The organism is Bacillota bacterium (assembly GCA_013178125.1).
GTDB lineage: Bacteria > Bacillota > SHA-98 > Ch115 > JABLXJ01 > JABLXL01.
The window spans coordinates 152691-179280 of record JABLXJ010000006.1 but is presented as its reverse complement, the minus strand read 5'-3'; the positions used below and the strand labels follow the sequence as shown (position 1 = coordinate 179280).

General features: G+C 59.5%; 22 protein-coding genes. 18 read left to right on the top strand and 4 right to left on the bottom strand.

Features of this window, described 5'->3' with window-relative positions; translation table 11 throughout:
- The first annotated feature begins 5 nt into the window (after nt 1-5).
- From nadE to rodA, 11 genes are all read left to right on the top strand, one after another.
- Nucleotides 6-788, top strand: coding sequence for an NAD(+) synthase (nadE, locus tag HPY71_07290; GenBank protein ID NPV53311.1), 783 nt, complete (start codon nt 6-8; stop codon nt 786-788).
- Nucleotides 789-939: 151 nt separating this feature from the next.
- Nucleotides 940-1566 (top strand): septum formation protein Maf, encoded by a 627-nt coding sequence (maf, locus tag HPY71_07285; GenBank protein ID NPV53310.1) that lies wholly within the window; start codon nt 940-942, stop codon nt 1564-1566.
- 33 nt (nt 1567-1599) lie between these two features.
- Nucleotides 1600-2319 carry a DNA repair protein RadC gene (gene radC / locus HPY71_07280; GenBank protein NPV53309.1) on the top strand — a complete coding sequence of 240 codons (720 nt, stop codon included), beginning with the start codon at nt 1600-1602 and terminating at the stop codon, nt 2317-2319.
- Nucleotides 2316-3356, top strand: coding sequence for a rod shape-determining protein (locus HPY71_07275; GenBank protein ID NPV53308.1), 1041 nt, complete (start codon nt 2316-2318; stop codon nt 3354-3356). The genes radC and HPY71_07275 overlap by 4 nt, the downstream gene beginning before the upstream one ends.
- 5 nt (nt 3357-3361) lie before the next feature.
- Nucleotides 3362-4183, top strand: a complete 822-nt coding sequence (gene mreC, locus HPY71_07270) for a rod shape-determining protein MreC (GenBank protein NPV53307.1) — start codon at nt 3362-3364, stop codon at nt 4181-4183.
- Nucleotides 4180-4692 carry a rod shape-determining protein MreD gene (mreD, locus tag HPY71_07265; protein NPV53306.1) on the top strand — a complete coding sequence of 171 codons (513 nt, stop codon included), beginning with the start codon at nt 4180-4182 and terminating at the stop codon, nt 4690-4692. Before mreC ends, mreD begins: the two co-directional genes overlap by 4 nt.
- 48 nt (nt 4693-4740) lie before the next feature.
- Nucleotides 4741-6645, top strand: coding sequence for a penicillin-binding protein 2 (gene mrdA, locus HPY71_07260; GenBank protein NPV53305.1), 1905 nt, complete (start codon nt 4741-4743; stop codon nt 6643-6645).
- Between the two features lie 124 nt (nt 6646-6769).
- The gene (gene minC / locus HPY71_07255) at nt 6770-7468 is read left to right on the top strand and encodes a septum site-determining protein MinC (GenBank protein ID NPV53304.1); all 699 of its coding nucleotides are present in this window, start codon (nt 6770-6772) and stop codon (nt 7466-7468) included.
- Between the two features lie 45 nt (nt 7469-7513).
- Nucleotides 7514-8314 carry a septum site-determining protein MinD gene (gene minD, locus HPY71_07250; protein ID NPV53303.1) on the top strand — a complete coding sequence of 267 codons (801 nt, stop codon included), beginning with the start codon at nt 7514-7516 and terminating at the stop codon, nt 8312-8314.
- Nucleotides 8315-8395: 81 nt separating this feature from the next.
- Nucleotides 8396-8674 (top strand): cell division topological specificity factor MinE, encoded by a 279-nt coding sequence (gene minE, locus HPY71_07245; protein NPV53302.1) that lies wholly within the window; start codon nt 8396-8398, stop codon nt 8672-8674.
- Between the two features lie 77 nt (nt 8675-8751).
- On the top strand, nt 8752-9867 hold the full coding sequence (rodA, locus tag HPY71_07240) for a rod shape-determining protein RodA (protein NPV53301.1): 1116 nt from the start codon (nt 8752-8754) through the stop codon (nt 9865-9867).
- A gap of 194 nt (nt 9868-10061) precedes the next feature.
- On the opposite strand, the gene HPY71_07235 is transcribed toward rodA, so the two are convergent.
- Nucleotides 10062-10913, bottom strand: coding sequence for a DegV family protein (locus HPY71_07235; GenBank protein ID NPV53300.1), 852 nt, complete (start codon nt 10911-10913; stop codon nt 10062-10064).
- A gap of 868 nt (nt 10914-11781) precedes the next feature.
- Here HPY71_07235 and HPY71_07230 point away from each other — a divergent pair.
- Nucleotides 11782-13050: a DUF1730 domain-containing protein gene (locus tag HPY71_07230; GenBank protein ID NPV53299.1), complete on the top strand. Its 1269-nt coding sequence runs from the start codon at nt 11782-11784 to the stop codon at nt 13048-13050.
- Between the two features lie 209 nt (nt 13051-13259).
- The gene (locus tag HPY71_07225; GenBank protein NPV53298.1) at nt 13260-14522 is read left to right on the top strand and encodes a DNA helicase UvrD; all 1263 of its coding nucleotides are present in this window, start codon (nt 13260-13262) and stop codon (nt 14520-14522) included.
- Between the two features lie 38 nt (nt 14523-14560).
- Here the strand turns inward: HPY71_07225 and HPY71_07220 are convergent, their stop codons facing one another.
- Nucleotides 14561-15274 (bottom strand): YIP1 family protein, encoded by a 714-nt coding sequence (locus HPY71_07220; protein ID NPV53297.1) that lies wholly within the window; start codon nt 15272-15274, stop codon nt 14561-14563.
- A gap of 301 nt (nt 15275-15575) precedes the next feature.
- Here HPY71_07220 and HPY71_07215 point away from each other — a divergent pair, with 301 nt between their 5' ends.
- The 4 genes from HPY71_07215 to HPY71_07200 all read left to right on the top strand — a co-directional run bounded on the left by HPY71_07215 (nt 15576) and on the right by HPY71_07200 (nt 23387).
- Nucleotides 15576-17189 (top strand): efflux RND transporter periplasmic adaptor subunit, encoded by a 1614-nt coding sequence (locus HPY71_07215; GenBank protein NPV53296.1) that lies wholly within the window; start codon nt 15576-15578, stop codon nt 17187-17189.
- A gap of 39 nt (nt 17190-17228) precedes the next feature.
- A complete protein-coding gene (locus HPY71_07210) occupies nt 17229-18431 on the top strand; it encodes an FtsX-like permease family protein (GenBank protein ID NPV53295.1) in 1203 nt (400 codons plus the stop codon).
- Between the two features lie 64 nt (nt 18432-18495).
- Nucleotides 18496-19593: a DUF763 domain-containing protein gene (locus HPY71_07205; GenBank protein ID NPV53294.1), complete on the top strand. Its 1098-nt coding sequence runs from the start codon at nt 18496-18498 to the stop codon at nt 19591-19593.
- Nucleotides 19590-23387, top strand: coding sequence for a UvrD-helicase domain-containing protein (locus HPY71_07200; protein ID NPV53293.1), 3798 nt, complete (start codon nt 19590-19592; stop codon nt 23385-23387). The genes HPY71_07205 and HPY71_07200 overlap by 4 nt, the downstream gene beginning before the upstream one ends.
- 28 nt (nt 23388-23415) lie before the next feature.
- On the opposite strand, the gene HPY71_07195 is transcribed toward HPY71_07200, so the two are convergent.
- Complete coding sequence (locus HPY71_07195) at nt 23416-24300, bottom strand: hypothetical protein (protein NPV53292.1); 885 nt, start codon at nt 24298-24300, stop codon at nt 23416-23418.
- Nucleotides 24301-24669: 369 nt separating this feature from the next.
- On the opposite strand from HPY71_07195, the gene HPY71_07190 reads away from it, so the two are divergent.
- Entirely contained in the window at nt 24670-25590 is a 921-nt protein-coding gene (locus HPY71_07190) for a glycosidase (GenBank protein NPV53291.1), read from the top strand.
- Nucleotides 25591-25627: 37 nt separating this feature from the next.
- On the opposite strand, the gene HPY71_07185 is transcribed toward HPY71_07190, so the two are convergent.
- The gene (locus tag HPY71_07185) at nt 25628-26581 is read right to left on the bottom strand and encodes a fumarylacetoacetate hydrolase family protein (protein NPV53290.1); all 954 of its coding nucleotides are present in this window, start codon (nt 26579-26581) and stop codon (nt 25628-25630) included.
- Nucleotides 26582-26590 lie beyond the last annotated feature (9 nt).

Here is a 26590-nt window from a genome sequence, read left to right as displayed (position 1 = left end):
GAAGGTTGGTGAATCCTGAGAAGGTTTCAGCAAAGATCGTCAAGTGGCTCGAGGCGAAGGTCAGGGGGGCGGGGGCAAGGGGCGCGGTCGTGGGTTTGAGCGGCGGCATAGATTCGGCTGTTGTGGCAGCCCTCGCAGCGCGAGCGTTTCCCGGCGGAGTCCTGGGTCTTATAATGCCATGCCACAGCAACCCTGAGGATATGAGAGACGCTGCCGAGATTGCCGGTGTCTTAGGCATTCCAACGCGGACGGTGGACCTGAGCCCGGCATATGAAGCCCTCTTGTCTATTCTGGCGGGGGGCCGGGGCGAGCCATGGGGGGCAGGGGGGAGCGTAGAGTGCGGTCCCACCGACCTTGCGGCTGCCAACATCAAGCCGCGGCTCCGCATGATCACCCTATATTATTTTGCCTCGAAGTTGAATTACCTCGTGCTGGGCACTGGGAACAGGAGCGAGCTTACGATAGGCTATTTCACCAAGCACGGTGACGGCGGCGTTGACCTCCTGCCGATCGGGAGCCTCGTAAAAACCCAGGTCAGGGAGCTGGCAACGTTCCTTGGGATACCGGAACGTATACGGACCAAGCCCCCGACAGCCGGTCTCTGGGAGGGTCAGACGGATGAGGGCGAGATGGGGATGTCCTATGAGGACCTTGACAGCTATATCCTCAACGGCCAGGCCTCAGACGAGGTGGCGGCGCGCGTCCAGGAGCTGGCGCGCCGCAGCGAGCATAAGAGGTCGCTGCCTGCAATCCCCAGCCCGGACGAGCTTGGGTTGGACTCTGATTAGCAGATGCGATAGTATGCCCACTCCGGGGTGGAGACGGCCCGAGGGAAGCACCCGGGGGTAGCAGCCTTCGGGGTGGTTTTCGGGATAGAAGGGAATGGTTTCGGGGTGGAATGGGGCGGATGGAGGACAACCTATGCAGGATGATCCAGGGATGCGGGGCGCAAAAAAGAGGAGGTTGATACTGGCTTCCGCCTCGCGAGGCAGGAAGTGGGTCCTGGAGCAACTTGGCTTGGACTTCGATGTGATGCTGAGCTGCGTGGACGAGGAGGGATTCAATATCACCGACCCGGTTGAGCTCGTTTCGAGGTTATCCCTCGAGAAGGCGCGAGACGTGGCCGCAAGGGTTGGGACCGGGTCAGGGGATGGCCCGGAGGATGGCGCCCTTGTGATAGGTTCTGATACTGTTGTCGTGCAGGACGGGGAGATCATCGGCAAGCCCAGGGACCTGGAGGATGCCAGGAGGATGCTCATGAGGCTCGCAGGGAGGGCTCACGAGGTTGTATCGGGGGTCGCTCTTGTGGAAGCTGGGAGCGGGCGATGCCAGGTTGACCATGATATCACCACGGTTAGGGTGCGCGACATATCACATGACATCATCGAAAGGTATATACGGACGGGGGAGCCCCTCGGCAAGGCGGGTGCATATGCCATACAGGGCCGGGGCGCGCTGATCATCGATGGGATAGATGGGTGTTATTTCAATGTCGTCGGCCTCCCCATAAGGAAGCTGAGCGACATGTTGATGAATTTTGGCGTCGAGCTCTTCCAACCCATGTGACGGCAGTACGGGAAGAGCGCGGGGGGATGTGATATCGCAAGGTCTAAACGCAGGACACATATCCGCATCAAGGAGATCCCTCAGGAGGATCGCCCGAGGGAGAGACTCCTCAAGCATGGCGCAGTCGCTCTCTTGACCGCCGAGCTTGTTGCCATAGTGCTGCGGACAGGCTCGCGGGATGGGAATGTCGTGGATGTGGCGCACGAGCTTATGAAGACCTGCGGCGGGTTGAGGGGGCTAGCGGAGTCCGCGCCGGAGGAGCTTGCCCGGGTCAAGGGAATAGGGCTCGCAAAGGCTGTCCAGCTGAAGGCCGCTCTCGAGTTGGGGCGGCGGGTCGCAGTGATGAACCCGCTGGAGCGCTTCACCGTATCAGGCGCGGCGGATGTGGCCAGGTTTCTGATGCCAGAGGTTCGCCACTTGGACCGCGAGCACTTCAAGGTGGTGCTTCTCAACACACGGAATCAAATCCTTAATATAATTACGGTTTCAGTCGGCAGCCTTGATACGGCCCTCGGCCATCCCCGGGAGGTTTTCAAGGAGGCTATCAGGCGAAGCAGTGCCGGGATTATACTGGTTCACAATCACCCGAGCGGCGACCCGACGCCGAGCGTGGACGATGTAAAAATAACCGGGCGCCTGATGGAGGCCGGGAAGATCCTTGGTATAGATGTGCTGGATCATATCATACTTGGCGATAACAAGTTCCTCAGTATGAGAGAGAAGGGTTTGCTGGAAGGGAGCGCAACTTCATGATACTCGACCCTATATTGGGCCTTTTTTCGAAGGATATGGGAATTGACTTGGGGACAGCCAATACCCTGGTTTACGTCAGGGGTAAAGGCATAGTATTGCAGGAACCCTCGGTTGTCGCGATCCGGCGCGACACGGACGAGGTCCTGGCTGTGGGCAACGAGGCCAACCGGATGGTGGGCAGGACCCCCGGTAATATTGTGGTCGTCAGGCCGATGAAGGATGGAGTTATCGCAGATTTTGATGTTACAGAGACCATGATACGCCATTTCATTTCAAGGGCCCACAGGGGAAGGGGCTTCTTCAGGCCGCGCGTTGTTATTGGGGTGCCGTCTGGTGTAACGGAGGTCGAGAAACGAGCTGTGATCGACGCGGCGCTCCAGGCAGGTGCGAGGGAGGCCTATTTGATCGAGGAGCCCATGGCTGCAGCCATAGGCGCGGGGCTCCCGGTGCATGAACCGACGGGCAATATGGTTGTTGATGTCGGCGGGGGGACCACTGAGATCGCCGTAATCTCCCTGGGCGGGATTGTTGCCAGCAAGTCGATCCGCATCGCCGGGGATGAAATGGATGAGGCTGTGGCGCAGCATGTGAAGCGAAGCTATAACCTCATGATAGGCGAGAGGACGGCTGAAGAGGTCAAGAAGCGGATCGGGTCGGCCTACCCCCTGGACAATGCCGACGAGAGCATGGAGATCAAGGGGCGCGATATGGTGACGGGCCTCCCGAAGACGGTGAAGGTCTCGGCCAATGAGATACAGCAGGCCCTGGCCGAGCCCGTGGCGGCGATCGTCGAGGCTGTGAGGTTGACCCTGGAGAAGACCCCGCCCGAGCTCGCTGCGGATATAATGGATAAGGGCATCGTTATGGCCGGCGGGGGCTCGCTCTTGAGGGGGCTTGACCGGCTCCTCGCGGAGGAGACGAGCATGCCGGTGCAGCGGACGGAGGATCCATTGACCTGCGTGGCGCTGGGAACAGGTGTAGCGCTTGAAAGCCTGGATACCTACAGGAGAGTCTTAATGACACCCAAAGAGAGCTGAGTTCGGTGAGGCGCGAGGTCTTTACGAATAGGAAGGTCCTGGGGGGCATCTTTGTTATCCTTGCTCTCATTTCCTTGATCTTTGTAACATCGCGTGATCGCGCCAGGCTGACGGGTGTGGAGTATGTCCTGAGGGATGCGCTGGCACCCATGATCTCGTTTGTCGCGGAGTCCACCCGGGGGTGCAGGGATGCTATAGGGGCGTTGCTCCATTCTGGATCTCTCCGGGCCGAGAACGAGCATCTCCGCCTGGAGGTAGCTCAGCTGCAGGCTCAGATCCTCCAACTCGAGGAGTACCAGAGGGAGAACGAAAGGCTGCGGAAGCTTCTCGATTTTGAGGCCCAGACTCCTTACAAGATGATGGCCGCCCGGGTGATAGGCCGTGATCCGGCGAACTGGCTCTCGGTCCTCATAATCAACAAGGGGAGGAAGCATGGCATAAGGCGGAATATGCCCGTGGTCACCTTTGAGGGCCTTGTGGGCCGGATAATCTCGGCGACCAACAGCACGGCGACGGTTCTCTTGATAACGGACCCCAAGAGCGCTGTGGGGGGAGTGCTTGCGAGATCGAGGGATCTGGTGCTCGTCGAAGGCCAGGCGATAGATCCGGGATTTCTGTCCGTGAAGGCGCTCACGTCCGAAGTTGATATGAAGGCAGGGGACAGCATCATTTCCTCCGGGTATGGAGGCATCTTCCCCAAGGGGATAATGATCGGCAGAATTAGGTCGATCTCCGAGGGGAAGTACCGGGTATCCAAGAGGGCTATAGCTGAGCCTGTTGTTGATTTCGCCAAGCTCGAGGAGGTTCTGGTGATTACAGGCAAATGAAGGCCTTGCTTATCTTCCTGATCCTTGCGGCGTGCGTGGTGCTAGAGGCCGCATTTTTTCCGTACCTGCCCTTTTCTGGCGCGGCTCCCAGCCTTACCCTGATAGCCGCCGCCCTGGCTGGGTTTTTTCGCGGCCGTACATGGGGGGCTCTCGTTGGTCTGGCGGGTGGCCTCCTAGAGGATGCGGTGACGGGGCGCGCTCTGGGGCTTTCCGGCCTCTCAAAAATGATTGTAGGCTATATAATTGGATCCATAGAGGAGAAGGTGTTTAAGGGGAATCCTATTGTGCCCCTGGTTTTCGTCTTTGTCGGAGCCCTGGTGGATGGGGTCATATATTTTGGAGTTGGCAGTTCATTCGGCCTGTTGGGTGACTTCATGGCAAGCCTGAGACATATAATCATTCCCCGGGCGGTCGTCGACGTGATAATTGCCGGTGTCCTGTATAGACTGGCGTGCAGGCTGAACCAGTATTTGGGGCAGGAGAGGCTTCCCAAATACCGTAGCATTTGACGTAGCATTTGGGTAGCTTCCAGGGCGTTCCCATTGCCTTTCCCGGAGGTGGCTTCAACGTTGGCCCCCAAGGAGCTTGAAAGTAGATATAGGGCCTTTAGCGTGGTTATCGCAGTTATATTTATCTTGCTTGCGGTGAGGCTGTGGCAGCTCCAGATCATCAAGGGGGACTCATATGCTACACTGGCCGAGGGGAACAGGGTGCGCCTGATACGGGTCATGGCGCCACGCGGCAGGTTCCTGGACCGGAATGGGGTCCTGCTCGTTGGGAGCCGGATGGCCTTTAGTGTGTCAATCATCCCCCAGGTAACGCCGGAGATCGGGAGTGTTGCAGGGAAGCTGGCCAAAATACTTGGCATCGACGAGAAGGTGATTCTCGATAAGATCAAGGCCCCAGGCCGCCGCCCTTTCGAGCCCGTCAGGATACAGACCAACGTGGACCCCCGCACCGTCATCGAGATCGAGGAGCACCGCCTGGACCTGCCCGGGGTCATGATAGAGGAGATCCCCGTCCGCAACTACATCAATGGGGAATTTGCCGCTCACCTGTTTGGGTATATAGGCGAAATCGACCTCGATGAGCTGAAGAGGCGCCAGGACAGGGGGTACCGCCCTGGCGATATTGTGGGCAAGACCGGGCTTGAAAAGATGTATGAAGAATTCCTGCATGGCGAGGATGGTGGCGAACAGGTTGAGGTCAACAGCCTTGGAAGGCCCATAAGGGTACTGGGATCAAAGGACCCGGTGCCAGGCGATGATATAGTCCTGACAATCGACGGGACGGTTCAGGCGGCCGCGGAGCGCGCCCTGAGCGAGGAATTGGAGCTGCTCTCGAAATCCCAGAAGACGAAGAACGCGCGTGCAGGGGCTGTAATCGCGATTGACCCGCGAAACGGCGAAATCCTGGCCATGGTGAGCAAGCCAGGCTATGACCCCAACTACTTTGTTGGCGGTATTACCCCCGAACGCTGGAAGGAACTAAATAACCCGCTTAACCCCCTGACTAACAGGGTGATCAGCGCCACCTACCCCCCTGGCTCGACCTTCAAAGTCATCACGGCCATTGCCGCCCTTGAGGATAAGAAGGTCACCCCCGACGACGAATTTTTATGCACAGGGCGCGACCCCATATCAAAGAAGGCATGCTGGATCTGGTCGAGCAGGCATCGCGGGCACGGGCGGTTGAACCTTGTCGGGGGGATTCAGAACTCATGCAACATAGTATTCTATGAACTCGGGAGGCGTGTGGGGATTGATTCGCTGTCGACCTGGGCCAGGCGCTTTGGCCTCGGGGCCCCTACAGGCATCCAATTGCCCCCGGGGGAGAGGGTGGGCCTTGTGCCGGACCGGGAATGGAAGAGGCGAAACTTCAAGGGGTCTAATCGGAAATGGTACCCAATTGAAACGCTTGACGTCGCCATCGGGCAGGGGGCGCTGAGCGTGACACCCTTGCAGCTTGGGGAGGTGTACGTGGCCATTGCGAATGGGGGGACCTTCTACAAGCCCTTTGTTGTACGGGAAATTCTATCGCCCGAGGGGAGGGTATTAAAGTCATTCGGGCCGGAGGTTACCGGCCATGTAAATATATCGGACTCGACCCTTGCGGTGATGAAGGAAGGGCTGACAGCGGTGGTGGAGAAGGGAACCGCCGCCGGCTCCTTTCGAGGTTTTCCGATCCCGGTGGCAGGCAAGACGGGCACTGCTGAAAACCCGCCCCATGACAGCCATGGTTGGTTTGCCGCCTTCGCACCGGTTGACAAGCCGGAGATCGTGGTTCTCGTCTTTGTCGAACACGGGACTTCAGGGTCTCTGGCAGCCGCCCCTGTGGCACGAAAGGTGCTTGATGCCTATTTCAAGTCCAGGGCCGGGGATGAAGAAAAAAGCAACCAGAAGGCGAATATTGACGAAAAAATTGGGACGAATGAAGGATTCGGACAGGGCGTGGTGAATTAATCTCTATCGTAGTGCCTTCCTATGGCTTTTGGCCACTTTTGAAGTTCACGAAGTTCAACATGAAGTTCAATATACATATTTGACCATATGTAGAGCTGGGGTACGTGAAGCTGAGGTATATACTATGAGGGTTGGCGATGTAGTTTTCAGGGGAACCAGGGATGGAATGCTTATCGTCATTCCCAAAGAGCGCGAGTTTGAAGAAATAAAGCGGCGCCTGAACGAGAAGCTTGCCGGGAGAGGCCGTTTTTTTGCTGGGGGTCGCGTCATTATTGACCTGGGCGATCGCTGGGCAAGCGAGAAGATGATCTCCGAGCTCATAGATATTATTGAGGGGCGCGGGCTCACTGTGCTCAAGATCGTGGGGCCATTTGGGGTCAGGCTCGTTGGCGGTGCAGATGTCACTATGCCGCCGCAGCCCCCGTCGCAGTCTCAGCCATATGGGGCTGAGGACCCTTCTGACATCGCTACGGGGAACACCTTGCTCGTCAAGAGGACCCTGCGTTCGGGCCAGGGGATAAACCACTCCGGTAATGTTGTAGTGCTCGGGGACGTAAACCCCGGCGCCGAGGTTATCGCCGGCGGTGACATTATCGTGATGGGGACTCTGAGGGGTGTGGCTCATGCAGGGGTGATGGGCAACGAGGACGCCATAGTTGTAGCTTTGAGGCTTCTCCCCACCCAGCTCCGGGTTGCGAATGTAATTGCCCGGGCCCCCGATGAAAGGGCCAAGGGCCCCAATGTACCCGAGGTTGCGCGAATTCGCGATGGTATGATCGTCATAGAGTCATATCTCACGCCGGGCGGCAGGGTGGAATTCTAGTCCGGGCTGCAGGTCGGGAGCTGCAGGTTGCGAGGAGGTAATGGGATGGAAGGGCAAGCACTTGTCATCACTTCAGGTAAAGGTGGTGTGGGTAAGACCACGACCGTCGCGAATCTCGGGATGGGGCTGGCGAGGCTGGACAAACAGGTGGTCATGGTCGACGCGGATATAGGCCTGCGAAACCTCGATATAGTGATGGGGCTGGAAAACAGGATTGTCTATGATATAGTCAACGTGACGGAGGGTAAATGTAAGGCCAGGCAGGCGCTCATACGCGATAAACGATTTGATAATCTTTTTCTTCTGCCAGCGGCGCAATCCCGCGATAAGGATGCAGTCACCCCTGACCAGATGAAGGCCCTCTTAAGTGAGTTGAAGAAGGACTTTGATTATATATTGATCGACTGCCCGGCAGGGATTGAACGGGGTTTCAAGAATGCGATCGCCGGTGCTGACAAGGCTATTATAGTCACGACTCCGGATGTATCAGCGGTTCGCGATGCGGATAGGATAGTGGGCCTGCTCGAAGCGTCAGGCCTGCCTGACCCCAGGCTCATTGTGAATAAGGTAAAGATAGATATGGTCAGGCGGGGTGATATGCTGGACATCAGGGATGTACTGGATATCCTGTCTATAGAGCTCTTGGGGATCGTGCCGGAGGATGAAAGCATTGTTGTGTCAACCAATAGGGGTGAGCCAGCCGTCCTGGATGACGCGTCGAGGGCGGGCCAGGCTTTCCGCAATATAACAAGGCGGCTGGAAGGCGAGGAGGTTCCCTTCATGCCGCTCGAGCCCAGCAACGGCTTCATTTCTCGTATAAAACGCCTTATAGGCCTGGCCAGGTAATCAGGCAACCCCGGGATGAGATGGCTACAGGTGGTTACGGGGGCGCTACAAGTCCCGGAAGGAGGAGTCTCGGTGTTCTCGGTGTTTGAGTTGCTGCGTCGTCTTTTCACCAAAGAGGAGGAAATACACAGTAAGGATCTTGCAAGGGAAAGGCTCCGGCTTGTGTTGATCCACGATAGGGCTGACGTCTCGCCCCAGGTTTTCGAGAGCCTAAAGTCGGACCTCATAGAGGTGATCTCGAAATATATGGATATCGATGAGGCCGGAACGAGCGTCCAGCTGGACTCGTCCAGGGATTCGGTGGCTTTGGTTGCAAGCATCCCGGTCATCTGCGTGAAAAGGACGGCCGGGGAGCGGTGAACGCTACCAGGCGACTGGCTGGTAATTATTAATCCGGGAGGCCGCCCCCGGGCGAAAGGCTGCAGGGGCGCGAAGGTATGCTAATTGACAGGCGTCTTGCAAAGAACATCGATTATGGGCTATTATGTGCCACGCTCGCGTTGGTGGTTTTCGGCATCATCATAATATACAGCGCGACCTGTGCTAACAGGGGCGAAAACCTCGGAGACCCCTTCTATTTTGTGAAGAGGCAGGCGCTCGCGGCAGTGCTGGGGGTGCTGGCTGTCCTCTTTATGCTCAGCACCGATTACCGGCTTCTCGAGCGCATAAGGAATCCAATCTACCTCGGGAATATTGCGCTGCTGGCTGCCGTCCTCATTGCAGGGCAAAGGGTCTCGGGCGCCCAGAGCTGGTTCAGGCTGGGGCCGTTGGCTCTGCAACCATCGGAGCTTGCCAAGGTGGCCGTGATAATAACCCTGGCGGATCACCTGGCGAAAAGGGATGATATCGATACGTTTCTAGGGTTGATTCCCCCCTTCATCCACGCGGGCATCCCCATGGCATTGATCCTATTGCAGAACGATCTCGGGACCGTCCTGGTGTTTGCGGCCATCGTCCTGGGCATGGTCTACATAGCCGGCGCCAGGACGCGGGACCTGGCTGTGATAGCCGCAGGGACAGGCGCTCTCTCACCTTTTATATACTTCTTCCTCTTAAAACCCTACCAGCGGGCCAGGCTATTGATCTTCCTCAACCCATACCGGGACCCGATGGGGGATGGATATAATGTCATCCAGTCGACCATCGCGATTGGCTCAGGCCGGCTCTTCGGCAAGGGGCTCTTCGGGGGCACGCAGGCCAAGCTCAATTTTCTTCCCGCCCACCATACGGACTTTATTTTTTCGGTCGTCGGCGAGGAACTGGGATTCATCGGGGCAGTCATCGTTCTCCTGGTTTACCTCTTCATCATCTGGCGCTGCTTACAGGCCTCCTGGCAAGCAAAGGACAAGTATGGCTCCCTGCTCGCCGCCGGGGTGGCTTCGATGTTGCTGTTCCACGTGTTGATAAACATCGGCATGACGATGAGCGTCATGCCGGTGACGGGGATACCGCTTCCCTTTTTGAGCTATGGGGGTAGCGCCATGCTCGCCGATCTCATTGCAATCGGCATCGTTTTGAATGTCTATATGAGGAGGCAGAAGATCCTATTCTAAGTGCAGGTTCCTTAATTTATGCCAGTTTTACCAGCACGTCCCAGGACTTACGGTGTTGCGCTCCGGGGACGGCGCGCTTGCGGCGCGCCTCCGTTGAAATTTGGCGCGAGGGCCTTGCCAAATTTCAAAGGCCCCGTCGCGCAAGCACCGTAACTCCTGGAAAAGTGGCGGTAATCTTCGAGTTTACACTTAGCTTAGCCGTAGTAAAACTGGAATCCAATGAGCCCCGGGCCCACATGGGTTGCAATGACCGGGCCGATTTCAACGTTCTCGACCTGGAGGCCGGGGAACCGTTCCAAAAGGCTTCTTCTGACCCCATCTGCCTTATCCCGGTTATCTGCGTATGCGATAGTAAGTCGCGTCGGGAGCCTGCCCCCGGCGCCCTCGGCCTGCATCAAATCTGTTATCCTTTCGAGCGCGCGGCGTTCGGTCCTGACCTTTTCCAGGACCTCGATGCGCCCGCCGGTGAAGTGGAGGACGGGTTTGATCTGCAGGATCGACCCTATTATGGCCTGCGCGCCGGATAGGCGCCCGCCCTTGTGGAGATACATCAGGTCCGTTACGACGAAAAGCGTGCGCATATGGTCGATGAGGTAATCCAGCCGCTTCATGATGGCATCCTTGCCTGCGCCAGCCTCGACGAGCGCCACGGCTTCCTGGACAATGAAGCCGAGGGCGGGGCCGGTGGATCTCGAGTCGATCACGGTGATATCGGCATCCCTGAGCATCCCAGCGGCACCCTGGGCTGAATTGACGGTGCCGCTGATACCGCCGGATATGTGGATCGAGATGATCGTCTGCGCGCCGGCGTCGATGAGATGCTTATATGTCTCCAGGAATTCGCCGGCGGACGGCTGGGATGTCGTGGGAGGCTCCTTGGCTTGCCTGAGCCTGGCGTAAAACTCGCTATTCGAGATATCGAAGCCCTCCCTGTATGTTGAGGAATTCATATTTACCAGCAAGGGAACAACCGCCACTCCATGGTCTTCCAGCCAGCCCTTGGGTAGATAGGCGGTGCTATCGGTCACTATGCGAATCGGTTTCACTCATCGCTCCCCCTCATCCTCTGACCTTTGAGGTGTATTCAAGGACAGGTCGCCCAGGCCATTCATGATCTATCTATCCTATTCTATACCTAATCTATGGTTTCTTTTTTTATCTACGATTCCCTTTATCTCTTCTATCGCTTCCCCGGGTTACTCCCTATGGATACTCTGCGGACTACTCCCGAGTGTTTCCTATGCAGGCTATGTTACGCTAAATCATTCGCTATCCATCTATGGAAATCCTCTTGATTGTCCCCGAAAATCCCTCCAGCTGCAGTTTACTTTGCGCCGCGCCAGGGCGGCGCCGTCCCCGGTCACGCTGCGAGGGAGCAACGGCAAGGCGAAAAAGGGAGGCTTAATGCCTCCCTCGTGAGCAAATGTCCGGTCCCTCTCCGGTCCGGACTGGTTGCGGTTTGCGCCTTATTTTATATTCTTCTCGAGCAGGTGGATGATAAACCATACAACGACCACGAGACCAATCAACTCCAGCACGGTTCCTCCCCCTTTCTAAAACTTGGCCATGTCCTAAAAATATGTAACCCGGGCGCCAACTAGAACGACCAATTCCGCAGAGGACCTTCAAACAATTTAAGGTTATCAATGTAGAGCTGCACATAATAGAAATTCGCAGAGCCTGTTAAATATGCGGCCATAAATTTCTTCTACATCCAGGCCCCCGATTCCTTCTAAGGCTAATTATTACATGTTGACGCCTTCTGGGTTGACGCCCCTGGATAAGAGGGTTACCATTTGAGATGGCGCTCTCGCTCGTTGAAATGGCATGATCGCGAAGTAATAAGCTCGACCCGGTCCGGCGGTTTGATGCCGGCATTGGAACTGGGAACGGGAAAGAGAGGGAAGGGTAATCGTGAAGTTGGCCCTCAATTATATACCTTTAAAGGACAAGCTGAAGGAATTCGCGAGATCGATAGGCGTTGAGATCGTGGGGGTTGCCGACGCTTCGCCCTTCATGCACCTGGAGAGGGTATTGAGAGAACGGGAGAGGGATGGCCATCGATCCCCATTCGAGGAACAGGATATAGAGCTGAGGTGCGATCCAGGTAGGGTCATGCCCGGGACGCGATCGATTATCGCCGTTGCCGTGCCATATGCCACGCCTCTGGGTGCGATCCCATCTAAGCAGGAGCAGGAGCCTGATCCGGGTAAGAAGGAGCCTGGTCGCGGCGGGGAGGAGCTGCGCGGGAAGCTGAAGGGGCGGATATCTATGTCTGCGTGGGGCAAAGATTATCACGTTGTTGTGAGGGATATCCTCCGGCGGCTCGGCGATTTCCTCGCCCAGAATGCTCCACGGGCCGTGCGGCTCGCAAGTTTTGTTGATACAGGCCCCCTGGTAGATAGGGCTATAGCCCAGCGGGCGGGAACGGGCTGGTATGGAAAGAACTGCAGCATATTCACGCAAAGGTACGGTTCCTGGGTTTTCCTTGGCGAGATCCTGACGGACCTGGAGCTCGAGCCTGATACCCCCTCGACCGGGCCCGGCTCTCCCGTGCCAGCGACAGGTGGGCGCGACGAGCACGGCGGTTATGGGTGTGGCGAGTGCGACATATGTCTCAGGGCATGTCCCACGGGCGCCCTGGACCCGCGCAGTCCCTATGTTACCAATGCAAACATATGTCTTTCATATATCACGCAGATGCGGGGTTTTGTACCGCGTGATATGCGTCCGAAGATGGGGTTCCGCCTTTACGGGTGCGATACGTGCCAGGAGGTCTGTCCGAGGAATAAGAGGGTTGCCCCCGCCGGGCTTGCAGCCTTCCGGCCCCGGAGTTGGGATGATGTGGCCCCTGATCTCCTGGATGTTTTAGCCGTGTCTAACTCCAGATTCAAGGAGGCATATGGCCTTACGGCAGCAGGCTGGAGAGGGAGGACGATCCTGCAGCGCAACGCCGTAATCGCCCTGGGGAACTTGATGGACGATCACGCCGTGGACCTGGCGATCCCGGTTTTGGAGGCCTGCCTGGATGATCCGAGGCCTGTAATCCGGGGGCATGCTGCCTGGTCGCTGGGGGTCATTGGCGGGGCCAGGGGCAGGAGGTCTCTCGAGGAGCGTTATCGGAGAGAGGGTGATGCGCGGGTGAGGGACGAGATTGTGGCGGCGCTGGATAAGTGCTTATAGACACTTGCCGCTTGTGGGGTTTGCCTCGGGCGTCGCGCCTCTGTTCCGCCCGGCGGACGCGGCCATAGGGCGCGCCGCCCCTGCATGATACCCTACCATCCCTGCACGCCACGCCACATAGGAGTCACGCGTCGCGTAATGAAATAGATGCATATGGGCAGACTACTACCTGTAACTATAATCGCCGTCATGGAGGTCGCGCTGTTCGCATGAGGTTCATCGCCGATCTACACATTCATTCACACTACTCACGGGCTACAAGCAAGGATTGCGTGCCTGAGGGGCTCTACCGCTGGGCGGCTTACAAGGGGGTCGCCCTCGTTGGTACGGGGGATTTCACCCATCCTGCGTGGCGGGAAGAGCTCAGGCAGAAGCTGGAATCCGCCGAGGACGGCGATGGAACCTACCTGCTCAAGGATGAATTTCGCAGGGCAGTCGTGGATGAAGCCTCTGCCGAGGGGATCCCCTGGCTGGGTGGGGTACAGGTCAGATTCATGCTCTCGGGCGAGATCAGCACCATATACAAGAAGGCCGGGAGGACCCGCAAGATTCACAACCTCATACTCCTGCCTAGCTTCGATGCCGCAGATGAATTGAGCCGGCGCCTGGACGGGATCGGGAACCTCCGCTCCGACGGCCGGCCGATCCTGGGGCTCGATAGCCGCGAACTCCTTCAAATGACCCTTGATATATGCCCGGAGGCTTTATTCATACCGGCTCACATCTGGACGCCCCATTTCTCGGTGTTTGGCGCCCACTCTGGATTTGACAGGATCGACGAGTGTTACGGGGACCTGGTCGAATACATCTGCACGGTTGAGACCGGCCTTTCATCGGACCCGCCGATGAACTGGCGGCTTTCAGCGCTCGACCGGTTTACCCTCACATCGAATTCCGATGCTCACTCACCGCGCAAGTTGGCCCGCGAGGCCAACATCTTTGATACGGAGCTATCCTATACCGCTATAAGGGAGGCGCTCCGGAGACGCGATCCGGATGGGTTCATCGGGACCCTGGAATTCTTCCCCGAGGAGGGAAAATACCACTATGATGGGCACAGGGGGTGCGGGGTCCGGTGGAAGCCATCCCAGACCCGGGCGGCGGGCGGGATATGCCCCGTGTGCGGCCGGAGGGTCACGGTCGGGGTCCTCCACCGGGTCGAGGAGCTCGCCGACAGGCCCGAGGGGGCGACGCCCCCGGCTGCGCGGCACTTCGAGAGCCTCATACCCCTATCTGAGGTCATCGCCTCCGCCTTGGGGGTCGGCGAATCGACTAAAAAGGTCCAGGCACGCTACTACGCCATGCTCAGGGAGCTCGGTCCAGAGCTTTCGATCCTGCGCGACATCGCCATCGATGACCTGGCGCGCGTCGCCGGCCCGGAGATAGCCGAGGCCGTCCGGCGGGTGAGGGCGGGCGAGGTCAATATCACCCCCGGCTTCGATGGTGAGTATGGTAAGATCGAGATTATATAACCGCTTTACGCTTCACCTTTACCTTTCCACCTTCATTTTCATTGCCTCGGGACCAACCCGCGGAAGCTCTCCCCCAGCTTTGCCAGGCCGGCGCTCGCCGCGAGGACAAGCGCCCACATTATCACGGTGGCCGCCAGGGCCCGTGCACGGGACGTCCTCCACAGCTCGGAGAGGCCGAATATGCTCAGATAGATGTAGATAAGAGAGCCTATATTCAGATTGGAGAGCAATACCCCCCTGGGCGTCGCAAGCTGCTCCGGCGATAGCCCCATTCCGAGGCCGGGCATCACGGGGGATCCCAGGGCGAGCATGGTTATGGCCGAGATCAGCGACGAGATAAACGCGGAGTAATTGAGATAGCCCGCCACCGCGAGGCTCTTCTTGAAATCAACGCGCGAACCGAGCGCGGCGCCGAGGCCCATGAATATGAGCGCCCGCACCGGCCACCAGATGAGGAGCATCACGAGGGCTGATACGGCCGCGATGCCCCCGGCAACGGCGGGGCTCATCAGAGCTGGCGGCACGCCGGGCTGCGGGGGCAGGTTCTTGACCGAATGCATCGCGACGGGAATTCCCAGAAGCGCCGTGAGGACCGCCAGGACAACAGGGATCGCGAAGTCCGGGCGCTCGACTATATCCTTGAATGTCCCTGCAGGGTCGATCATGATGGTGAGAAACCGCTCGACAGGACCGGGTCGGCGCTTATCCCCCTCGCCATTTCCCCCCGTCCCCGGATTTATTTCAGAAACCATAAGAAATCATGCTCCTTCCATATACAAGTCGATCTTTTGCCAATCTCGGATTCAGGTCAATCTCTATTCAGGGAGCAGCCAGTTTTTAGGCCTCTTTCCTTAATACTTCGGGCGTACCAGCTATTTTCCTTCATGAATTGCCTGGCTCCTATCGTAAAATTATGATAGGCCCCGGAAGGATATACAGGATAGGAAGAAGAATTTTAGGCTTTTGGAGCAACAATTCCGCTGCAGGCAACTAATCATATTCCTATTACGGGTTTGGCCATATAAGGCACCAGCTAAGGCGAGGTGACGTAGATTGTCCCGCAGAGTATCCTGGAGGAAAGCGCTGTTCGGGCTTGTTGCGATCCTGGTTATTGTCGCGGTGAGCCTGGGGATCGGCGTCGTTGCGAAGAAAAAGGGGTTATTCAGCCCGCCCGGGAAATCCGTGGAGACGGCCGTTGCGCGGGAGGGAAGGTTTACGGCCACGGTGCCTGGCTCGGGCGTTATAGAGTCCTCCCGCTCATATGAGGTCAGGAGCCCGATTTCAGGGCTGGTCGAGCGGCTCTACGTCAAGGACGGGGACAGGGTGGAACAGGGCCAGGTCCTTTTGGCGTTTAAGTCATCCGACCTCAAACTGCAGTTTGATGAAGCCAGGGCGGCTCTGGCGGCGGCAAGGGCTGACCTTGCCGAGCTCGATGCCTCAGCTGGAAGCGCTGGGGGCGCCGGGAGCGGTGCCGCGGGGCGCGGCGGTCACGGCGATCCTGCCGGCGACCCAAAGGTTGCCCAGGCCCGGGCGAGGCTCGAGGCGGCGAGGGCGCGCCTGGCGGAGCTCGAGGCCGGGCCCGAGGATGCGAAGGTCGCCCAGGCTAAGGCGGCCCTTGATGAGGCCGGCGTAACGCTGCGCGATGCCGAGGCGAATCTTTCAAAGATGCGATCCCTGTTTGAGGCGGGCGCCGTCTCCAGGAACGCATTCAATGAGGCAGCCACCCAGGAGAAGATCGCGCGGGCGCGCTATGAGTCTGCCAGGAGGCAATATGATGATATTATCGAAGGCCCAACCGAATCCCAACTCGTCGTGGCCCGCTCGGAGGTCAAGGATGCCGAGATCGGCCTGGAGCTCGCGATTAATGCTGCCAGGTCGCAGTCGCAGCGCAGGAGGGCTCTCGAGCTGAGGATACAGCAGGCTGAGGCCGCCTGTGCAAGGGCGGAGAGGCAGCTTGCAGCAAAGGACGTGAAGGCCGGCATTTCAGGGGTCGTGGCTGGAATCGCCGCGAAAGAGGGAGGGGCTATGCAGGAAGGCACCCTACTCATGACCATCCTCGACCTTGACCGCATCATCTTGAAGGCGAAGGTGGATGAGGTGGACATCGGCAAGGTGAAGGTGGGTCAGACCGTCAGGGTCACCTGCGATGCAGCCCCGTCGCGCGAGTTCGCGGGGAGGGTCGAGAGGATCGCCCCGCAGGCTACGCTGGATGGGTCCGTCCCGAAGTTTACCGTGGAGGTATCCGTGGATAATGGGGATGAGACCCTGCGCCCGGGTATGACCGCTGATGCCCAGATAGTCGTGTATGATAGGGAGAAGGTGGTATCCGTCCCGAGCCAGGCCGTTGTCGAGCGTGAGGTGACAGGCCGGGAGTCGGGTGGGCGGTCACCAGGGCCAGGGTCACCAGAGAGCCGGAGCCAGGCGGCAGGCGCTCAAAAGGCCCGCAAGGTCGTGTTTGTGGTGAGAGACGGGAAGGCCCGGGAGGTCGAGGTCGGGACGGGGATGGAGACCGCTACGGACACGGAGATACTGAGCGGCATCAAGCCCGGTGATGAGGTGGTCACCGGGAGCTATCAGGCCCTGAAGACCCTGAAGGATGGGGATGCCGTAAAGGTAGAGACAGCAGGCGCGGTGGCTGGAACGCGTGGAGGGGAGAAACGCTCCTGAGACCATCTTCGACGAACGCTTGGAGGATAACGGATTGATATGGGATTTAGGGAATACGTCAGCCTGGCTCTCGCCAGCATCATGGCAAATAAGCTCCGTTCGGCGCTCACCCTGCTCGGCATCGTCATCGGCGTCGCGTCTGTCATAACCATGGTCTCGATCGGCGAGGGCGCGCGCCTCGAGGTAACCGGGGAGCTCGAGGGGATGGGCTCCAATATGGTGTTCGTCCAGCCGAACTACTACAATGAAGACGTGAGGATGGGAGATATCCCGTATCTATCATTTGAAGACGTCGATCTCTTGAAGACCTCATGCCCCCACCTTCGCTACGTGAGCCCTCATATCAACGCAAGAGGGACCGTGAAATATGGGAGTGAGGATGAAGCGACGACCATGGTCTGCGTAAACGATGAATTCGCCTGGATGCAGGGCTTCAGCATGGATGCAGGGAGATTCTTCTCCGAGTCCGACGTCCGTGGGAGGCGCACGGTTGCGGTCCTCGGCTGGGATATAGCTGATAAGCTCTTCGGGTCCAGGGACCCTATTGGCGAAACTATCAGGATCAATGACTTCAGCTGCACCGTAATCGGCGTTATGAAGCGGAGGGGACAGAGCGGCCTATTTGGTGGCATGGACACGGAAGATTCCTACGTTTACCTCCCGGCGAGCATCGCGCGGAGGCTCACGGGGTCGGACAGGATATCTTTCGTCCTGGCGCAGGCGACCGGCGTTGAGTCGGTGAGGCTGGCGGTGGACGAGGTCAACGCCTTTTTGCGACGGCGCTATGGCGAGAACAACAAGTTTCTCACCCAGAGCTCCGAGTCCTTTCTCGAATCCGCCGGGGTGATCCTGGCGATCTTCACGGCCATCCTCGGCGGGATAGGGGGCATCTCCCTGCTTGTGGGCGGGATAGGCGTGATGAATATCATGTTGGTCACCGTGACCGAGCGCACCCGGGAGATCGGGATAAGGAAGGCGGTCGGGGCCAGGAAGGGGGACGTCCTGCGCCAGTTTGTCATTGAGGCGATAATGTTGTGCCTCACAGGGGGCGTTATCGGAATAATACTTGGAGCCCTCGGGGCTCATCTGATTGCTGCCGTCTCTCCGATCCCCGCCAGCGTGTCACCCCTGGCAGTGGCTATAGCCTTTGCCTCGAGCTCGCTTGTTGGCCTCATATTCGGGGTTTATCCCGCTTACAAGGCCGCGAATCTGGACCCTATCCAGGCCCTGCGGTATGAGTAGGCTGATCATTGTCCATCATGCCATCTTGTGGTATGCTCGTTGATGAAAGGGGGAGCGACCCGACATGAGAAGCGGTACGGCAAACCTGCCCCTCCACTCCGGCAAGTGCCCTGCATGGCTCTTTTCCCGGATGAAGCTGCTGGGGGCCGCGATAATCGAGATTATCGTGGAGGAATTCGGTCCCCGGGAGGTCTTGCAGCGCCTCTCCGACCCTGTGTGGTTCCAGGCGCTCGGGTGCGTCCTTGGCTTCGACTGGCACTCATCCGGCATCACGACCACTGTCTGCGGGGCGCTCAAGGAGGGATTGCGCGCCCGCGAGGGCGATCTCGGCATCTTTTTCGCAGGCGGCAAGGGCGCAACCTCCCGGAAGACGCCCCTGGAGATCGCAGATGCGTGCGAGAGGCATGGCCTCCCCTCAGCGCTCGTCAATCTGCAGTATGCGAGCAGGATGGCCGCCAAGGTGGACTCCGCAGCGCTCCAGGATGGGTATGATATATACCATCACCTGTTTGTTTTTACGGCGGACGGCAGCTGGGCCGTGGTCCAGCAGGGCATGAACGATAGGACGGGCTGGGCCAGGCGCTATCACTGGATCGGTCAGACCTTGGGGGATTTCAGCTTCGTCTGCGAGCCGCACGCGGGCATCTCGTCCGATCGCATCCACGCCGGCGAGGTCCTCAATATGGTGGCCGCCGAGAGCGATAAGGCCCGCGAAGCTTCAACCCTTTTGGCCAGGGTGGAAACGGGCGTGATCCTCGAAGAGGCGGGAAAGGTGTTGAGCCTCCCCTCCGCACACGCCATCCCCGGGACAGCCAGGCTCGCGAAGGCCTTACGGGCGGCGTATGAACGCCAGCCCGAGGACTTCGAGACGCTCCTCTCCACCCCCGGCGTCGGCCCGGCCACTATCAGGGCGCTGGCCATGGTCGCCGAGGTGACCTATGGCGCCAGGGCGAGCCGCAGGGACCCTGTCAGGTATTCCTTCGCACATGGCGGCAAGGACGGCCACCCATTCCCCGTTAACCGGGCCAGCTACGACAGGTCCATCCAGGTCCTCGAGGACGCCCTGCGCAGGGCCAGGCTGGGCCAGACAGATAAGTTGAAAGCGCTCAGGCGGCTTGCGGCCTGGAGGGGCGAGGCCAGGGAGGGATCAAGCAATTCATGAGGTTTATTGCTGATTTACACATCCACTCGCGTTATTCAAGGGCTACGAGCGGGGACTGCACCCCTGAGGAACTCCACCGCTGGGCGGCATACAAAGGGCTCACGCTAGTAGGCACGGGGGATTTCACCCACCCCGGGTGGCGGGAGGAGCTGCGTCAAAAATTGGAGCCCGCTCCGGATGGCTACGGGACTTACAAGCTGAAGGATGAATTCTTGGATGCTGCCGGCCGCCGGGCCGCCGATGGCATCCCCTGGCTGGGCGGGGCCCAGGTCAGATTCGTCCTCGCCGGCGAGATCAGCACCATCTATAAGAAGGCCGGGAGAACCCGCAAGATTCACCACCTCATCCTCCTCCCAAGTTTCGAGGCGGCAGACGCGCTGAGCAGCCGCCTAGAACAGGTGGGCAATATACACTCAGACGGGCGGCCGATCCTGGGGCTCGATAGCCGCATCCTCCTGGAGATGACCCTGGAGGCGTGCCCAGAGGCTCTATTCATACCGGCTCACATCTGGACCCCCCATTTCTCGCTCTTCGGCGCGAACTCGGGATTCGACGCGATCGAGGAGTGCTTCGACGACCTCACCGGACACATCTATGCCGTGGAGACCGGCCTTTCATCGGACCCGCCGATGAACTGGCGTTTCTCGGCGCTCGACCGCTTCGCGCTGGTTTCCAATTCTGATGCCCATTCCCCGGCCAACCTCGCCCGCGAGGCGAATATCTTCGATACCGGGTTATCCTTCGACGCCATACGCGAGGCCCTCCGAGATCGCGATCCCGCGCGGTTCATCGGGACCCTGGAATTCTTCCCCGAGGAGGGGAAATACCACTATGATGGGCACAGGGGGTGCGGGGTCCGGTGGAAGCCATCCCAGACCCGGGCGGCGGGTGGGATCTGCCCCGCGTGCGGCCGGGGGGTCACGGTTGGGGTCCTTCACAGGGTCGAGGAGCTCGCCGACAGGCCCGAGGGGGCGCCCCCCCCGGCTGCGCGGCACTTCGAGAGCCTGGTGCCCCTCGGGCAGGTTATCGCCTCGGCCATCGGCGTCGGCGAGTCCTCGAAGCAGGTGCGCGAGCAATACCTGGCGCTCATACGAGCCCTCGGCCCCGAGCTTACGGTCCTGAGGGAGTCCTCTATCGAGGATGTAAGGTCCATAGCCGGCCCGGCCGTAGCCGAGGCGATCCGGAGGGTCAGGGCGGGCGAGGTCGAGATCAAGCCCGGGTTCGACGGCGAGTACGGCAGCATCGTGATAATGCGCGAGGAGGATAGGCGGCGCCTGCAGGGGCAGGGCAGCCTGTTCGGTTTCCTGCCATCGAGCTCGCCTTCTGGTTCGTTTTTAGCTGAATCGGGCTTCCTTGCCGAGCCTGCCGCCACTACCGCTTCAGCGGCCCCTGCAATCGCTGCAACCAGGGCAAGTGCTATAGCCGATGCGCCCGCCACGGCCGGTGCAACCGATGCAGTCGATGCAGCCGCAACCCTGGATGCTTCAGCCAGGATTGCGGCTCATGCACCAGCCCCGACCACGGCACCCGCCCCTTCCCACGAAGCCTTGGTGGGTGCGGCTGCCGGGCTCAACCGTGACCAGCGCGAGGTAGTCACGGCAGGATCCGGCCCCATCATTGTGATCGCCGGCCCAGGCACCGGCAAGACCCGCACCCTTGCCCACCGCATTGTCTATCTGATCAAGGAACGCGGCGTGGACCCCGGGCAGATCACGGCCGTCACATTCACCAATAAGGCCGCCGGCGAGATGCGGACGCGTGTCAGGGACATCGTCAACAGTATTAATATTAATAACGGCCACAGAATTGATGGCGTCGGCCCGGGCAATAGCATGGACGGTCTGGAAGCTATTACCATAGGGACATTTCACAGTATCTGCCTGGACATGCTCAAGGCTTCAACGGGCCGCACCGGACCCCTGGTTATCCTCGATGAATTCGATTCCCGGGCAGTCATCGAGGAGACCCTGAGGGAGTACGGGACCGGGAGGCGCATCAACGCGAGGGAGGCTCAGAGATATATCTCGCTCCTGAAGGGCCGGGGCATCGGGCCATCCGATGCTGCGGCCCTCGCCCCGGGCGGGGAGATATCCCAAGTCTATCAGGCTTACCAGGAAAGGCTGGCCCGATACATGGCCCTCGATTATGACGACATACTCCTCGAGGCCGTGCGCCTGCTGCGGCAAGGCGGGCGGGAGACCGGCCTGGCGGGAGCCAGCCTGCCGGAGGGGTGGCTCGACCGCTTCACACACCTCCTGGTCGACGAATTCCAGGATGTAAACCCCATTCAATATGAACTCGTGAAGCTCTGGGCGGGCGACGGCACCCGGCTCTTCGTAATCGGAGACCCGGACCAGGCGATCTACGGGTTCCGAGGGTCAGATCACAGGTTTTTCGACAGGCTCAAGGAGGATTTCCCCGGTTCCAGCGTTTACAGGCTCAGAGTGAACTACCGTTCGACATCCCAGATCCTCCGGGCCGCCTCGGCGGTCATAGCCCATAACCGGGATTGCGCAGGGTTCGAGCTCGAATCCGCCAGAGGCGACGGTCCCAGGATACGCCACATCGAAGTCCCGGGGGAGATCGCCGAGGGGATTGCAATTGTAAGGGAGATAGGGCGTATGGTCGGGGGCGCGACCATGCTCCAGGCCCACGGCCAGGGCGGTGGCCGGCAGGGCGAAGCCCGGGGCGAATTCCGGGACGAAGCCGGGCCAGAGAGGCTGGCTGCCGGGCTTCCAGATTCGGGCAATGCGGGACCAGGTGCGGGCGCGGGCGATGTGAGCAGGAGTTTCTCGGATATCGCCGTCCTCTTCCGCACGGGGCGCCAGGGCGAGGTCCTGGAGGAATGCTTCCTGAAGGAGGGCATCCCATATCGCATCGTGGGGCGCGAGAGCTTCCTCGAGGATAGAGGCGTTCGCGCAGCCCTGGCCTTTCTGAAATGCATTGTGAACCCCGGGGACGAATTCCACCTCTCACGCTGTCTTGCAGCCCTCGCCTCAGGTAGGAAGACGGGTATGAAAGGCGGGGGAGACCCAGGGGAACTCAGGGCCCGGCTTCAGGAGCGGCTCGAGGCGTATAGAAGCCTCAGCATGTCCGAGCCGCCTGGTCAGGTGCTGGAGCGGTGGATTGCGGAGGAAGAAGGACGAGAGGAAGGCGTCCAAGATGGAGCCGGAGCCCGGGTGAGCGAAGCCTTGAAACGACTCATGAGAGTCGCTTCCCGCTTCGAGAGCCTGGAGTCTTTCATATCCGGGATCAACCTCGCCCGAGAGGCTGATCATGAAAGGCCCGGGGGCAACGTGAATATTGTGAATATGATGACCGTGCCCGAGGCCGTGACCTTGATGACTCTTCACGCGGCCAAGGGGCTCGAATTCCCGGTGGTGTTCATCGCCGGAGTCGAGGAGGGGATACTGCCCTTCAGGGGCTCCGCCGAGGCTTCGGCCTCCTATACTGACGAGACCAATGTAAAGAACGGCCCTGGCACGGGCCGGCGCGATGCACCGGGCGATGATGCACCAGGCGACCTGGACGTCTTGGAAGACGTCTCGGAGGAAAGACGGCTATTCTATGTCGGGATGACGCGCGCCGTGGACGAGCTCATCCTCCTGTCGGCACGAAAGCGGGCCCGGCCTGGGACGAGCGGGCAGGCCCCCCCTTCCCGCTTCCTCAGTGAGATCCCCCCGGACTACATCCAGCGGGAGGTTCGCCTGGTGGGGCCCAGGGGGAACAGGAAGAACAGGGGGAATAGGGACGGTGGCGCGTCAGGGACGCAGCTCAGCCTCTTCGCGGACTAAGCCCTCCAGGTGGGCTGGGCCCTCCAGGTTAAGCCCCCCGGGGTGGGATGAGCGTCCAGATCCGCGGGTCCTCCTGGCCGAGCTCCCAGATGGCGACGCCCGGGATACTATGCTCGCGCACCAGCGCGAGCTTCCACTCGACGGATTCGAAGCATTGGTACCAGACCACGTGCCACCTCCCCGAGTCGGCACCGGGGGCGAGGTAGACCAGCGTGCACTCGCGCGAGACGGGATCGACTACCAGCGGGGCGTTGTAGGTTTCCGATATCCTCATGACATCCTCGAACGTCACAGTCGCTGCTGGCTCGATGGGGGCAAGCGGCCAGTCGTAGCCATAGACCCCTATAGCCATGAACAGCTTCCTGAGCGGCACCTGCGAAAGCGCGAAATTCATTACCGTCCTGTACCAGTTGTAGGATGCTAATGGGCCAGGAGGCCCTGTGAACGAGTGCTCCTCATATGCCAGGATCACAAGCCAGTCCGTATAACGCGAGAGGACCGCGTAGTCGAATCCGCCGGACCAGGGGTGCCTGGGATCCTCTTCAGTCTTCCCAGGGACGGCCTGGGTGACCAGTATCCTGTATGGACCTGATGTCATGTAGAGTTCCCGCATAAAACTGGTCAGCGCCTGGCGATCATTGGGATCGACGTTTTCGAGGTCTATGTGAATCCCGTCTAATTTGAACTGCCGGGCTGCTGCTATCGCACTATCGATGGCCCTCCTCTTCGCTGCGGGGTCCGTGAGTATGGCATGTGCTATCTCCCGGATGAACCTCCCCTCGAGGAAATTGTGAAAGGTCCCCATGACCCTGAGCCCCCTGGACCGCGCAAATTCATATGCCTCCATATCCGGGGTGCCGAGGACATCGCCCCCCGTGGTGAAGCGAAACCACCAGCCCGATATACCCGTCATATGACGGTAAAATCGCTGCAGAGATGGCATTGATTCCGCGCCGTAATAACCCCAAACCCGTATCACCATCGGCATGCACCTCGATTTCTATCTGGCGGTGGCAATCCCTTTAGGGGCAGCCACCATTGCAGGCGGATTTAATCGATACTTAAACGGTATATCAACAGTTGAAGGTTATTATTGAATTGAGGCCAGCACTTATTTATCCGCCTGATCTAATATATGGCACGCGGCCCAGGTTGCTGCGGGTTCTGGCTATTTATAAACGATTGACACGGGGAGAGGTTTTGCTATCCTTGTGGTTGAAAGGGCTACGTGATTGAAAGGACTACAGAAAGGATTACAGGAGAGGAGAATCATAGATAAACCGTGAGGCTCGAGAGGCTTTCTGCTAAACCCATCCTGTCCCCCATCGCCGATCATGACTGGGAGATGGCGGCGGTCTTCAATTGCGCCGCCATTTACGAAGGCGGCCTGTTTCACCTCTTCTATCGTGCAACCGATCGTCCCTTCGGGGACTTCACCGTGAGATTCATATCCAGCATCGGTTACGCTGTAAGCGAGGACGGAATTCACTTCACCAGGTTTGAAAGGCCGATCTACACCGGCCTTGGGCCGCAGGAAGACTGGGGCGTCGAGGACCCGAGGATCACGAAGCTCGAGGGCACCTATTACATGCTCTACACGGCCTTCGGCGGCCGCAGCCTCGATGATGTGCGCGTCTCCATGGCATCCACAAAGAGGCTCGGACCCGAGAACTCCGGCGCCGGCGCCTTCCCATGGGCGTGGACCAGGCACGGGGTCATCCTCGACGAACCAAATAAAGACGCCGCGCTCTTCCCGGAGAGGATCCGGGGACGCTACGCCATGCTCCACAGGCGGCCGCCGGGAATATGGATCGCCTTTTCGGATGACCTCAAAACCTGGGCCGACCATCAAAAGATCATGGACGTGATTCCCGGCAGCTGGGACTCATACAAGATAGGGGCGGCCGGGCCCCCCATCAGGACGCCCGGGGGATGGCTTCTCATATACCACGGCGTCAACGAGAAACGCATCTACCGCCTTGGCGCCGCCCTTCTGGACCTGAAAGACCCGACAAGGGTGCTGGCGCGGCACCCCGAGCCAATCCTCGAGCCCGAGCTCGATTGGGAGATCAACGGGCTCGTCCCCAATGTGGTGTTCAGCTGCGGCGCAGCCGAGGCTGATGATGCCTATTTCGTATACTACGGCGCCGCCGACACCTGCATCGGCGTCGCCGCCATACGTAAGGATGAGGTGGTATTTTGAGGTATCCTGAGTATCGGCTATCCCTGTCGTATCCCTGTCAATAACCGGCCGCGCCGTTCAAACGACGGACGGGATTGGTGAGCCTCCCGACCATTTCGATCTCGACGGTCACGACGTCCCCATCCTTCAGGAAGACCGGCGGCTTTCGCTTGAACCCGACGCCCGAGGGGGTCCCCGTGGCTATGATATCCCCGGGCTCGAGGGTCATCAGGCTCGAAATGTAGGCGATCAGCTCCCTGACCCCGAAGATCAACTGCGCGGTGTTGGAGTCCTGCATGACGCCGCCATTTAGGAGGAGCCTGATCGTGAGGTTTTCGGGGTCGGGCACCTCATCCCTCGTTATGAGGTGCGGCCCCATGGGGGCGAAGGCATCGAGCGTCTTGCCCTTGATCCACTGGCCGTCCCTGAATTGGAGGTCGCGCGCGCTCACATCGTTGAAGGCCGTGTAGCCTGCGACATATTCCATGGCGCGGTCGGAGGGAATGTCCCGGCCCCGCCTCCCGATGACCACCGCGAGCTCAGCCTCGTAATCCACCTGCGAGGTAACAGGAGGGATGATTATGGGATCGCCCGGGCCTGCCACGGCGTTAGCGAACTTGGAAAACAGCACCGGCTCGGCCGGCAGGTCCGACCCGACCTCCGCTGCGTGATCCCGGTAATTGAGCCCAATGCATATTATCTTCCCCGGGCGCGCAATGGGCGCTAGGGTCCTGACCTCGTCCGTGGAATAGACAAACCCTCCAGCGAGCCCCGCGCCGGTCACCGCGCCGGCCGCGCCAGCCACAGCCATCGCGAACTCCACTGCCTGCGCCGCAGCCTCCAAGCTTCGACTGCCACCCTCGAGGAAGGCTACCATATCGTCAGGCAGCAGGGCATCCGCCAGCCGCCCCGCACACGGTTCGCCCTCGGCGGCAAGGCGCGCGCGATAGGCCGCATTCAGGTGGATGACCTTTGAGCCGGCCTCGCTCTCGGAGCCGGCCAGGGCTCCAATGAAACTACG